Here is an 11,957-nt window from a genome sequence, read left to right as displayed (position 1 = left end):
GGTGACGTTGCTGGCCCCGGTCTCGGCAGTCGCCGAGCCTGGCGAGGTCTTGGCTGTGTGTGGCAGGAACGGGACGGGCAAGTCGACGTTGTTGCGTGTGCTGGCCGGGTCGCGTAAGCCTTCTTGCGGCTCGGTGCGGATCGGCGGTGCCGTGGTGGAGGAGCGCGACCGTGGCTTTCGTCGCCGGGTCGCCGCGATGGTCGGTTTGCCGCCGGTCGCGCGAGACCTTACGGTGCTTGACCATGTCACCCTGGTTGCGGTGACGTGGGGGCGTGAGCCTGATGACGCAGCGCAGGTCGCGCGTGGTGTTCTCGCGGAGCTGGGGTTGAGTGCTTTCGGCGATCGGTTTCCGCACGAGTTGTCGTCGGGGCAGTTGCAGTTGTTCGGTCTCGCGCTGGTGCTCGCTCGTCCGTTCGACGTGCTCATCCTCGATGAACCCGAGCAGCGATTGGACCCGGAGCATGTCGAGTCTGTGATTCACGCTCTCCGCATCCGGCGCGACGACGGGGCGACGCTCGTCATCGCCACACACAGCACGGTGCTCGCTGATGCTCTGGCCGACAGCACCCTGCGGTTGGACACTGCGGCGTGACGGGCAGCGCGCACGTCGCCATCGCGCTCTGGCGTGGACGTCGTGCTCGCGCACGTGGGGACCGGGCGTTCCTGGTGTACTCGATTGTCATGGCCGGGCTGGTGGCCGTCGTCCCCGTCGGCCGCGCGGTGTGGTTGAGCGCCACCAGCGAGGCGGGAATCGCCCTGTTCTCGTCGTCTGCCGCACCGGGGTTCGCGGCTGCCGTGGCCGTGGCATTGTGGGCGGGTGCGCTGCTGCTTGGCCGTGATCGAGGTCCGGCGCTGCGGCCGCCGTTTCTGACCTATGCGCTTGGCACCAGCGGCTTGTCCCGCGCCGAGGCTTTCGGCGCTCCGCTGCTTCGTGCCGGCACCGTCGTGATCGTGGCGACCATGGCTGCGGCGGGGTTGGCCGGCGGCAGCCTCCTCACGCACGGTCTGGCCGATCCGGCCGGCGTCGTTGTGTTCACTGCGGCCGGAGCGCTGGTGGGAGTGGTCGCTACCGTGGCCTGGCTCACCGGGCAGGTCTTTCCACGCGCGGCCGTTCTCGCCGTGATCCTGTTGATCGGCCTCGGTTCGGTCGGTGCCGCCCTTCCCGCGGTCTGGTCGTTCACCCCATGGGTGTGGGTCGGCCTCGCCTATCCCGGCGGTGAATCGGCTGCGCTGCCGGCGCTGGCCGCTGCGGCCGTGGCGCTCGTTGCGCTCGTGCCGTCGCTGATGGAGCGGCTGGGTTCCGCCCAGCTGGACGCTCAGGCGGCACAGTGGGAGTCGGCGACAGCTCGCGCGGCGATCATGGACTTCAACGCGGCGGCGACGATCTACCAAAACCCGCCACATGTCGGCCGCCGAATGCGCGCCATCCGCCGCTTCCGCTCATTGCGGCTGATGTTCCTGGTCCGCGACGCGATCGGGGCTCTGCGGACGCCGGGCCGACTCATCGTCGGTTTGCTTGCCCTGGTGGCGGCGGGCGTACTCATCACGTTCGCGTTCGCGCCGACCACGCCGGGATGGCTACTCGGCGCCGTCGCCGGGCTGCTCGCCTTCGGCGGCCTCGGCCCGTTCAGCGACGGTATCCGGCACGCCGCCGACGTCGCATCGGGCCACTCTGTGTACGGGATCAGCGATGAACGTCTGCTCGTCAACCATGCCCTGCTTCCTCTGGTGGTCGTCCTCGCCGTGGTGGCCGCGGCCGTCGTCGTGTGGTCGACTCTCACCGGCCTCCCCGCCGTCATGCCGCTGGTCAGTTCTCTCGCGCTCGGTTGCCTCAGCGTTATCGGTCGCATCAGCAGCGCGCTGAAGGGGATGCTCCCGCCCTCCTTGCTCACTCCGATCCCAACCCCGATGGGCGACCTCGGCGCGGCCGTGCATATGACATGGGCTCTCGACGCGGCGCTACTTTCGGCGATCCTCGGCGCAGCTGCGGTGCTCGCCTTCGAGGCACCGCTGCTGCTGGCCAGCACAACCATCGTGATCCTCGGCGTCGGGCTCCGCCGTTGGCGACACCGCACGTAACCCCGGCCCTGCACGTGTTGAACGCGGGCCAGCACGCATTGCGTCGTGTTCAAACGGTCGAATCACGGCCTCGTGATGAACTCATGGCTGCCGCGGGGCGTTCGTCTGTGATTCTCCGAGTGCGCCTGATGCGGCGGCGCGTAGTAGGCGACGGAACGTGCGGCATTCCATGTGGCTGGGGGCCGGGCAGGCCGCGGCGTGGCGGAGGGAGTCGCGCAGAACGATGAACCTGCGGATGGTGGCGTCCAGCTCGTCTGCCTTGTTGGCAAGCATCTGCCGGTCGATGCGTAGCTCGCCGTCGGGCGCGAACATGGGCGCGATCTCGTCCAGCGAGAAGCCGGCGGTGCGCCCCAGCGCGACGAGCGCCAGCCGTTCCAACACGTCGGGGTCGAACTGGCGGCGCAGGCCCCGCCTGCCGACCGAGGCGATCAACCCCTTTTCCTCGTAGAACCGCAGCGTCGACGTGGAGACTCCGGCGCGCTCCGCCACCTCCGCGATGTCCAAATCCGTCATCCCTTGACTTCAAGTCCACTTGAAGTAGCACCGTGTCATCTTGGCCTCGTCACGTCAACAACGGGAGACGAACATGGATGTCACGCGCAAGACCGACCTCGATCAGAAGGCGCTGTGGAACGGCCCCGCCGGCCATGCCTGGGTTGATACGCAGGCGGTGTTGGACGACATGTTCAAGCCTTTCGAAGATCTCCTCGCCGAAGCGATCTCCGCCGTGGGTGGAAGCCGCGTGCTCGACATCGGTTGTGGCACGGGCAGCACGACGCTGGCGGCCGCTCGGCAGCTGGATACACAGGGCCGCTGCGTCGGCATCGACATCTCTGAGCCGATGATTGCCGTCGCCCAGGCGCGCGCAGACCAGGAGAGCACACAGACGTCCTTCATCTGCGCCGACGCGCAAGATCAAGCCTTCGATCCCGCATTCTTCGACACGATCATCTCGCGCTTCGGCGTCATGTTCTTCAGCGACTCCGTCCGGGCCTTTGCGAACGTGCGGCATGCCGCGAAGGGCGACGCCGAGCTCCGGTTCATCGCGTGGCGCAGCGCCGAGGAAAACCCGTTCATGACGACGGCAGAACGCGCCGCGGCGCCGTTCCTGCCCGAGCTTCCTGCGCGCCGGCCGGACGCACCGGGGCAGTTCGCGTTCGCCGACCCAGGCAGGGTCCACCGCATCCTGGAGGAGAGCGGATGGGCCGGAATCGACGTCCAGCCGATCGATGTGACCTGCACCCTGCCCGAGAGCGAGCTGAGCAGGTATTTCACCAGGCTCGGCCCCGTCGGCGCGGTCCTGAACACGGCGGACGACCGGATCCGTGCCCAGGTCATCGAAACGGTGCGCACCGCGTTCGACACCTATGTGCATGGTGCGCAGGTCCGCTTCACCGCCGCCTGCTGGATGGTCAATGCCCGTGCATCGTCGTAGGGCGTATCGACTTCGGTGATCTCGGGATACGGTACGGAACGTCCTGCTCAGCGGTGTATACGCGTGTTATCTCCGCTCCTGCCGGCGCATAGCCACGATCGTGTCGGTGACCTCGGCGTGCTGCCCGTCCGGACCGGTGGCGTCTCGCTTCGGCGCCTCCAAGATCTCGGGTGCCCATTCCGGCCCGAGGCCGAGTGAATGCGCGAGCTGGGCCGGTGTGGGGAGATCGTCGTGAGCCGTCGAGCTCCATGACCAGGGCGCGACGGAGCCATGGTCGACGATGACGAGCGCGCCTCCGGGTGCCACGGCTTCAGCTGCGCGGCGCCACAGCTCTTCGCGGTCGGGAACGTAGAAGAAACTTCCCAGCGCCAGATCGAAGGGACCGTCGGGCAAGGGCTGTTTCGTCACATCGCAACGGGTTGCCGTCACGCGGTCGGAGAGCTTGAGTGCGGCGGCGTGGCGGGCAAGGCGGTCCAGGGCAGTCTGGGCGACATCGAGCGCTGTCACCGTCCATCCCTGAGCAGCGAGCCAGAGGGTGTCGCCACCATGACCCGCACCGAGTTCGAGCACTCGGCCCGTCGGGGTGCTCAGCCTTGGGATCGTCGCCACGACGGCTGGGTTTGGCTTCGTGCCCCATGATGGGTCGAGCGCCTGGTAGTGGGTCTCCCAGAAGCTCTCGTCGTATGTGGTCATCGCCGCTCTCTCTCCGGAATCGTGCGCGGGCTGGGTCGTCTGAGGGACAGACTGAGAGATCACGCCAGACGTCGCAACTTGAGTTGCGATAACGGCAAAGGTCATCCGAAATTACAAGTCCTACTTGTCCTCGGAACTGATCTCTGGAGATCGCCATGGTGGCTAGGTGTGCTCCAGGAGCGCTTGGGCCATGGCCTTGGCTTGCCGGGCGGCTCGATCGGATCGTTCGTAGAGTTCGGTGACTGCGGCGCCGTCCATCAGGAGCAGGAGTTGTCGGGCCAGGTTCATGTCGTCGGGGTATCCGGCCTCGACCAGCAGCGTGCGTAGGTAGTCGGCGACGGCCTCTTTGTGCTGATTGGCCATGGCGCGGATCTGGCTGTCCGGTTCAGCGACCTCGGCGATGGCGTTGATGAAGGCACAGCCGCGGAAGTCAGAGGTCTTGGCATGTTCGATCAGCGCGTCGAAGGCCGCGAGCGGGGTGCCGCCAAGGGCGGTGGTTCGTTCAGTCAGCCACGTTCGGTAGGTCTGGTCGTAGTTGCTCAGCATGGTCACGACCAGGTCGTCTTTGCTGGCGAAGTGACGGTAGAACGAGGCGCGCCCGACTCCGGAGTCGGCAAGCAGTCGCTCCAAGCCAACGGCCTGGATTCCTTCGGCATAGAAGAGCTTCTTCGCGGCGTCCAGCAGTCGCTGACGAGCGTTGGTGGGCATCGTTCGACTCCTTCGGGACGCATCCTTTGACACAGACGGAACCGATCGGTACCGTCTAAGCGGAACCGATCAGTACCATTTTAGCAGTGCGGATGTGTCGACTCACTCCGCGCATGGAAGGACATAGCGTATGACGTACCCGTCGCAGACTCGGGAGAGCACGCAGGCCCCTTCCCGGGGGAGTAGTTCCGGGGGAATGGGCCGGGTGGCGGTCTTGGCCCTGGGTGTGTTCGCCGTCGGCACCGGCGAGTTCGTGTTGGCCGGCCTGTTGCCGATGCTGGTCGAGGCTTTCGAGATCTCCGTGGCCAGCGCGGGGCAGATCGTGACAGTGTTCGCGCTGACGTGCGCGGTGAGCGCGCCGGTGCTGACCGCACTGACTGCGGCGTGGCGCCGTCGCACGGTCTTGGTGACGGCGACGGTGATCTATCTGATCGGAGCAGTCGGCGCGGCGTTAGCCGGCTCCTACGGTCAGATCATCGCAGCCCAGGTCATTGCCGCAGCTGGTGTGGGGTTGTTCATTCCGAGCGCCTCGGTGACCGCCGCCAGCTTGGTTGCGCCGCGGTTGCAGGGTCGAGCGATTGCCCTGGTGGTGACCGGCTTCACCGCCGCGGTGGCATTTGGCGCCCCGATCGGCACCGCCCTGGGCGGTCTGCTGGACTGGCGGGCGACCATGTGGTTCGCCGCCGCCCTGGCGGTCATCGGCCTGGTCGGCGTCTGGGCGTTCGTGCCCAAACACCTGCAAGTTCCCTCGGGCGGCGGGCTTCGTGCGCGACTGCGCCCGTTGAGGGACCGTCGCGTCTTGTTGCTTCTGGTGACGACTCTGGTGGCCTTCACGGCAGTGTTCGTCCCCTACACCTATATCGGTGTGATCTATGCTCCAGCCACCGGCGGCAGCGGTGTGGCGCTGGCGGTGCTGATGTTCACCGGTGGCATCGCCGGTGCGATCGGCAATCTCGCCGCTGGCTTCCTGACCGATCGTCTTGGTGGGGCGCGCGTGGTCGCTGTCGCGCTCATCTGGCTGACGGCAGGGCTGATCGTAGTGCCGTTGGCGACCGGGCACTTCGGCGCCGCGCTTGTGGTCGTTGGGTTCTACGTGGTGGGCGCCTTCGCGATCACCACCCCTCAGCAGCATCGACTGATCGGCCTACGGCCCGATGCCACCCCGATCGTGATCTCGTTGAACCAGAGCGTGCTGTACCTGGCGATCGCGATGTCCGGCCTCGTCGGAGCCGCCGGAATCGAACTCCTCGGCAGCCGGTATGTCAGCCTCCTCGCCGCCGTCTTCGCGCTGCTCGCCTTGGGAGCGTCCCTCTGCGCGCAGCGCCTGATCCGAGCATCCAGTGAGAGGGACGCCGGAGCGTGAACGAACAATCCGCGATGACCAGTGATGACGATTCAGCTCATCGGTTCGTCAACCGGGTGAGCACAGAGCGCCTGTCGTCCTCCGTCGGTGCTCGTCCGTCCGCGGGCGAGTCGCCGACCGCGGCCTGTGCGGCGTGCAGCTTGACCTTGAGCTCTTCGCGGATCGAGGCGTATTGCGGATCGTCGTGGACATTGCGCAGTTCCTCGGGGTCGCGCTCGAGGTCGTAGAGCTCCCACTCGGCCGGGTATTCGAAGAAGCCCGTCCCGGGCAGCCCGTTGCTCGTGTTGTAAAAGTGGATGATCTTGTAGCGCGCATCGCGGTAGCCGTAGTGGGCCGGTGCCTTGTGGAACCAGTCGTCGTTCTCCCAGTACCGGTAGTACATCCCCTCCGCGGGCGAGCTGGAGGGGACGCCGACGAGATCGCCCCAGAAGCTGCGGCCCTGCATCCGCGGATGCGCCTCGGCTCCCGCGGCATCGAGTATCGTCTGCGCGAAGTCGACGTTCGTCACGATGCCGTCGTGCACCGAGCCGGCCTCGATCGCCCGCGGATAGCTCGCCACGAGCGGCATCCGCAGCGACTCCTCGTACATGAACCGTTTGTCGAACCATCCGTGATCGCCCAGGAAGAAGCCCTGATCCGAGCTGTACATCAGCAGCGTGTCATCGAAGTCGCCGCGTTCGCGTAGCCAGTCGGTGACTCGTCCGACGTTGTCGTCGACGGATGCCACGCACCTGAGATAGTCCTGCATGAACCGCTGGTACTTCCACAGCGCGAGCTCCTCGTAGCTGAGGCCTTCCGGCGGCGCCACCTTGACGTCGTCGTTGTTGATGTAGTCCGCGATCCGCATGAGGGCGCGCCGCGCCGACGCCGAGCGAGTGCTGTAGTCGTCCCAGAACGTTCCCGGCACCGGTATCGGGTCGGAGTACATGTCCTTGTGCTTGTCGTCCGGCTCCCACGACCGGTGCGGAGCCTTGTGCCAGATGAGCAGGCACCACGGCTCGTCGCCCTCGAGGCTCTCGACCCAGTCGATCGCGAGGTCGGTGATCACGTCGGTCGCGTACCCCTCCTCCACGCGGATGCCGTCCTTCGAGAGAAACCGCGGGTTGTGGTACTCGCCCTGATTGATCAGCACGTCCCAGTAGTCGAAGCCCTGTGGGTTCGCGCTCTCCTGCTCGCCCATGTGCCACTTGCCGACCATGCCCGTCCGGTAGCCCGCCTCCTTGAGCTGTGAGATGAATGTCGGCTGGCTCGCGTCGATCGGCGTGAACAACGTCGTCACGCCGTTCACGTGGCTGTAGGTACCGGTGAGGATCGAAGCGCGGCTGGGGGAGCACAGCGAGTTCGTCACGAAACAGTTGTCCATGCGGACGCCCTGCCGCGCGATCTCATCGATCCGAGGGGTCTCGTTCACGACCGATCCGTAGGCACCGATCGAATGTGCGGCGTGGTCATCGGTGAGGATCAGGACGATGTTCGGGCGTCGGGCGGAGGCTGTGGACATAGTGGGTTCCCTCGGCTTCTCGTCTCCGTGGCGGGCTGGGGCCAGCGACATCGGTGTCCAGAAGATTAGCACTTGTCACATAGTTGGATACAGATATCGGGGAGAAAATGCCTAGCATCGAGTAGATGTGTTTTAACCTAGCCTGTGTCGAAGGGCCCATGCGCGGTCCGCACGACCCGCCGCATATGGCCTACTCACCGGCGAGCCGGCTCCAGCGTGGATCTGGCCATACGGCGCCGGTGCGCTCGATGTAGCGCCGTAGCCGGCGGCTCGTGGTGCGCAGCCAGGAGATGTGTGCGCTGGCGAGCTGGTTGCCCCGGGCGTCGCCCAGGAAGGCGGCTTCGTCCATCCACTCGAGGTCCAGCGGCTCCTCGACCGTCGTGGGCAGGAAGAGGTCGGGCGCCCAGTTGGCTTCCTGTTCCAGGCGGAAGGCCAGCTCCGTCTCGACGATGCGCAGTGCGACGACCGGAGACACCGCGCCGGCCAGGGCGAAATGTAGCTGGAAGTGTGCGTCCAATGGCCGCTCCGACGGCTGGAAGGGGGCATCCACCCATTCCAGGAACGCTCGGAAGCCGGCAGGTGTGGGCGAGTAGACCTTGGCGTCTGGGCCGCCGCGACCCGTGTCGATCTCGAACTCCAGCAGGTCACGCCGGACAAGAGAGGCCAGCTGGCGGTAGATCTGTGACGCCTGTGGAGCGTAACCGTAGATCCGCCCCGACTTCTCCAGGTACTTGCGGATGTCATACCCCGCGCTCGGCCGTCGAGCGAGGAGACCCAACAGCACGGACTCGAGCAGATTGAGCTTGGCCATTCCGGCTCCACAATAGTACAAATCACTTAGTCAGCGTTGGGTCAGGCGTGCGCTGTGCGCGGATCCCTATCGTCTCGACTATATGACTCGCGCGGGGCCGGTGACAGGTAGCGCAGGGGAGCGTTCACGGCCTGTTCCGGTGACATCGGCAAACGTGAGGCTATCGGGACCAGTGAGGTCGTGCGTGCCACCGGCGAGGGCGACCGTGGCGCAGGTGGCGATGTCACGGGCGTCGATAAAGCTCACCGCGGCATCACCGGCCGGCAGCCGGAGGACGCCGTCGCCTGCGGCTGCGAGGTCGCGCAGCGGGCCTTCGGTGAGATTCTGGAAGAACCAGTTCGGACGCAGGATCGTCCAGTCCAGGTCGCTGCCGGCCACGTGTAGCTCGACTGCGCGTTGCTCGACCTCCTCGGGTGCGTACTGCATGCCCAGCGCGGTCATCAGCACCAGCCTCGACACGCCTGAGGTCGCGGCGAGATCGAGGAACGCTCGGACATGGTCGCCCAGGCCGGTGACCGAGCGGTGTCCGTCGTCGCCGCCGGGCAGCACGATGAACGCGCCCGTCACGCCGGCGAGTGCGGCGGGCCAGGTGTGCGAGTCGCTCCAGTCCAATGCCGGCTCGGAGCGCCGTGACCCCGCACGGGCAGGAATGCCGTGACGGGTGAGCTCGTTGAGGACGTGGCGTCCGACCTTGCCGGTTGCGCCGGTCACCAGCACAGTCACCGTGTCACCTCCAATGACCAGGCGAGCTGGTCGAGGACCACTTCGCGGTAGACAGCGGGATCGGTGCGGGTGTGGCCCAGGATGCGGGGGAACAACAGGCCGTCCATGCTTGCGATCAACACGTCGACAACCGCCGCGGGGTTCTGGCGACTGCGGAATCTCTCGGCCTCGATGCCGGCGCGTACAGCCTCGTCGAACGGGGCGCGGTAGTGCTCGGCAAGCCACACACTGTGTGCCCGAAGCTTTTCGTCATGGGCGGTATCACGATACCGATCCGCCATACCGGCTCGCGGTACCTGCAGCGGTGGGTCGACCCGGGCGGGGCGTCAGCGTGTCGGTGAGCTCGGGCATTCGAGTCGAATAGCACAGGGCTTGGCATGCATGAGTGCTCAACGTGAGGTCGCCGCCGGCGTGGGGCGGCTCTGCCGGCCCGGCATGCCCGCGGCCTTCGCGGGTAACGTGCGACGCACGACTCGGCGGTCTCAACGGGGGAGTGATCTCATGGCGGGCATTGTTCTTCGTAGCCCTAGGTTCACCGATAACACGCCGATACCGGGCCGGCACGCGTTCCACGACGCCAATATCTCGCCTGGCCTGGAGTGGGAAGGTGTCCCGGAAGGCACTGCCGAGCTGCTCTTGCTCTGTGAGGACCCGGACGCACCCGGTGGGTCGTTTCTGCATTGGCTCGTGACCGGACTTGACCCGAACATCACCGGGATTGCGGAGGGTGAGAACCCTGGCGGCACTGACTGGCCGAACGGTTTCGGCGAGCTGGGCTGGGGTGGGCCGGCGCCGCCTGTCGGTGACGAGGCTCATCGGTACTTCTTCCGGTTGTTCGCGCTCTCGGAGGCGCCCGCGTTGCCGCGTGCGCCACATGTCGCCGATGTGCATCGCGCGATAGACGGGATCACCCGCGCGAGCGGCACGCTCGTCGGTCTGTTCCAGCGCTGACCGGAGGCGGGCTGGGCGATCTTGCGTGCCTTGATCGGCGCTGTGGTCGTTGCGGCGGCGTGGTCATAGGGAGAATTACGGGCCGAGCGCCGGCTTCTGGACGTCGGGGTCGTCGTGGCGGTCCACGGCGTCCAGGGCCGCAAGCATCTCCGTCAGCACGCGGAGGGTCGCGTTGATCTCGGTGTCGGTGATGTCGCCGCCGACCTGGCTCAGCAGCCGGTGCTCGCGCGCGGCGACGTCGCCGATGGCCTGTTCGCCGGTGGAGGTGAGGCGAACCAGGTGGGATCGGCGGTGCGCGGGGTTGTCGACCACGTCGACCCAGCCGGCCTCGCGGGCGTCGTTGACCATCCGCTGGACGAACTGGCGGCTGAGATCCTGATCGCGCGCCATCTGCGGGACCGTCAGCTCGCCACGTCGGCGTAGCTGATCGAGCACGGCGCGGACGCCGACAGACATGCCCATCACAGGTTGGTCGCGCTCGACGACGCGGAGGACCTTGCGGTACAGCGGGCCGACCACCAGGTAGATCTCGGCGAGGCGGTCGGCGAGGGCATCAGGGTCAAGTGCTTGGTTGTTCACAACACCCGATTATGACACCTTGATTGTCAAAATTCAGGACAGTATGGCACCTTGGTTGTCATGAGTGAGGCACTTTCACCGTTCAGGATGCTCGACCTCGGCGATCAACGTGTGGGCTACGTCGACCGTGACCCTGACATCGGCGGCGACCCGCTGGTGTTCCTCCACGGGGGCGCGGTCGACCATCGGATGTGGGATCAGCAGGTCAACGCGTTCGTGGACCGCCGTGTCGTGGCCCCAGATGCCCGCGGGCACGGGAGCTCTTCGACGCCGACGGCGCCGTACCGGCTCTGTGACGACGTGGTCGCGCTGCTCGACGCGCTTGAGATCGAGCGGGCGGTTCTGGTCGGCTTGTCCATGGGTGGCGGGACCGCCGTCGACACGGCTCTTGAGTACCCCGAGCGGGTGGCGGCACTGGTGGTCAGCGGCACCGGCACCAGCGAGCCGGAGTTCACGGAGCCGTGGGTGCTCGACATCCTGGCCACCTGGCAGCGCACGCAGGAAGCCGGTGACGCCGAAGGATGGATCGAGGCGTTCATGAGGTTCGTTCCCGGCCCGCGCCGCGGGCCGGGCGACGTCGCTTCGGACGTGACCCGGTGTATCGAGACGATGGTGCGTGACACCTTGGCCGCGCACGTCATCCTCGATGACGCCGGCATACCGGTTCCGCCGGTCGCGCCCACCCCGGTCACCGACACCTGGGCGCGCCTGCCGCAGATTGACGTGCCGGCGCTCGCCGTCGCCGGAGGCGTGGACGGTGAGGATCATCTGCGGATGGCACGGCACCTTGCCGGATCCGTGCCGCGTGGCCACTTCGTCACGGTCGAGAACAGTGCGCATTACCCCAATATGGAGCGCCCGGACGGGTTCAACGCCGCCGTCGCCGACTTCGTGAGAGCGCACGACCTCTGACGCGTCCAGGGTGAAGCGGCGAGCTGCAGGCCAAGGGTTCCGACACGTATCTGGAGCTGGTCAACACGGCCTGCCAGCGCTTCAACGAGGGAACACGGCGACTGACCGGCGGAATCCGCTGGGGCACTAAGCTCGGACCTGCCGGAAACCCCGCTCTCAAGGAAGTACCACGATGATCAATCCGGACGCGATGTCCACCATC

The 11,957-nt window shown here is 66.6% G+C and carries 14 protein-coding genes; 6 read left to right on the top strand and 8 right to left on the bottom strand.

All coding sequences use genetic code 11. The features are described from left to right. Together ELR45_RS18660 and ELR45_RS18655 are read left to right on the top strand one after the other, a co-directional pair. Positions 1–592: ABC transporter ATP-binding protein (locus tag ELR45_RS18660; RefSeq protein WP_165367909.1), on the top strand; the 592-nt coding region annotated here is incomplete at its 5' end. Continuing rightward, positions 589–2,079: a DUF6297 family protein gene (locus ELR45_RS18655; RefSeq protein ID WP_129667732.1), complete on the top strand. Its 1,491-nt coding sequence runs from the start codon at positions 589–591 to the stop codon at positions 2,077–2,079. The genes ELR45_RS18660 and ELR45_RS18655, both read left to right, overlap by 4 nt. 81 nt (positions 2,080–2,160) lie before the next feature. Here ELR45_RS18655 and ELR45_RS18650 read toward each other — a convergent pair whose 3' ends face one another. After that, a complete protein-coding gene (locus ELR45_RS18650) occupies positions 2,161–2,592 on the bottom strand; it encodes a helix-turn-helix domain-containing protein (RefSeq protein WP_129667731.1) in 432 nt (143 codons plus the stop codon). A gap of 73 nt (positions 2,593–2,665) precedes the next feature. On the opposite strand from ELR45_RS18650, the gene ELR45_RS18645 reads away from it, so the two are divergent. Next, positions 2,666–3,514 (top strand): class I SAM-dependent methyltransferase, encoded by an 849-nt coding sequence (locus ELR45_RS18645; RefSeq protein ID WP_129667730.1) that lies wholly within the window; start codon positions 2,666–2,668, stop codon positions 3,512–3,514. Positions 3,515–3,580: 66 nt separating this feature from the next. On the opposite strand, the gene ELR45_RS18640 is transcribed toward ELR45_RS18645, so the two are convergent. Both ELR45_RS18640 and ELR45_RS18635 read right to left on the bottom strand, forming a co-directional pair. Beyond that, positions 3,581–4,207 carry a class I SAM-dependent methyltransferase gene (locus ELR45_RS18640; RefSeq protein WP_129667729.1) on the bottom strand — a complete coding sequence of 209 codons (627 nt, stop codon included), beginning with the start codon at positions 4,205–4,207 and terminating at the stop codon, positions 3,581–3,583. Positions 4,208–4,369: 162 nt separating this feature from the next. Beyond that, entirely contained in the window at positions 4,370–4,915 is a 546-nt protein-coding gene (locus ELR45_RS18635) for a TetR/AcrR family transcriptional regulator (RefSeq protein WP_129667728.1), read from the bottom strand. A gap of 130 nt (positions 4,916–5,045) precedes the next feature. On the opposite strand from ELR45_RS18635, the gene ELR45_RS18630 reads away from it, so the two are divergent. Further along, positions 5,046–6,278 (top strand): MFS transporter, encoded by a 1,233-nt coding sequence (locus ELR45_RS18630; protein ID WP_205856843.1) that lies wholly within the window; start codon positions 5,046–5,048, stop codon positions 6,276–6,278. A 37-nt stretch (positions 6,279–6,315) separates the two neighbouring features. Here ELR45_RS18630 and ELR45_RS18625 read toward each other — a convergent pair whose 3' ends face one another. From ELR45_RS18625 to ELR45_RS35460, 4 genes are all read right to left on the bottom strand, one after another. Beyond that, complete coding sequence (locus ELR45_RS18625; RefSeq protein WP_129667727.1) at positions 6,316–7,779, bottom strand: sulfatase family protein; 1,464 nt, start codon at positions 7,777–7,779, stop codon at positions 6,316–6,318. Positions 7,780–7,969: 190 nt separating this feature from the next. Next, a complete protein-coding gene (locus tag ELR45_RS18620) occupies positions 7,970–8,590 on the bottom strand; it encodes a PadR family transcriptional regulator (protein WP_129667726.1) in 621 nt (206 codons plus the stop codon). A 78-nt stretch (positions 8,591–8,668) separates the two neighbouring features. Further along, positions 8,669–9,313 carry an SDR family oxidoreductase gene (locus ELR45_RS18615; RefSeq protein ID WP_165367908.1) on the bottom strand — a complete coding sequence of 215 codons (645 nt, stop codon included), beginning with the start codon at positions 9,311–9,313 and terminating at the stop codon, positions 8,669–8,671. Continuing rightward, entirely contained in the window at positions 9,310–9,594 is a 285-nt protein-coding gene (locus ELR45_RS35460; RefSeq protein ID WP_165367907.1) for a TetR family transcriptional regulator C-terminal domain-containing protein, read from the bottom strand. Before ELR45_RS35460 ends, ELR45_RS18615 begins: the two co-directional genes overlap by 4 nt. 220 nt (positions 9,595–9,814) lie before the next feature. Here ELR45_RS35460 and ELR45_RS18610 point away from each other — a divergent pair, with 220 nt between their 5' ends. Continuing rightward, complete coding sequence (locus ELR45_RS18610) at positions 9,815–10,264, top strand: YbhB/YbcL family Raf kinase inhibitor-like protein (protein WP_129667724.1); 450 nt, start codon at positions 9,815–9,817, stop codon at positions 10,262–10,264. Positions 10,265–10,339: 75 nt separating this feature from the next. Here the strand turns inward: ELR45_RS18610 and ELR45_RS18605 are convergent, their stop codons facing one another. Continuing rightward, positions 10,340–10,843, bottom strand: coding sequence for a MarR family winged helix-turn-helix transcriptional regulator (locus tag ELR45_RS18605; RefSeq protein ID WP_129667723.1), 504 nt, complete (start codon positions 10,841–10,843; stop codon positions 10,340–10,342). A gap of 60 nt (positions 10,844–10,903) precedes the next feature. On the opposite strand from ELR45_RS18605, the gene ELR45_RS18600 reads away from it, so the two are divergent. Next, positions 10,904–11,755: an alpha/beta fold hydrolase gene (locus tag ELR45_RS18600; protein WP_165367906.1), complete on the top strand. Its 852-nt coding sequence runs from the start codon at positions 10,904–10,906 to the stop codon at positions 11,753–11,755. The last annotated feature ends 202 nt before the right edge of the window (positions 11,756–11,957 follow it).

Source organism: Phytoactinopolyspora endophytica (assembly GCF_004138495.1).
GTDB lineage: Bacteria > Actinomycetota > Actinomycetes > Jiangellales > Jiangellaceae > Phytoactinopolyspora > Phytoactinopolyspora endophytica.
The sequence above is the reverse complement of the archived record's forward strand: the minus strand, read 5'-3'. Positions and strand labels throughout refer to the sequence as shown.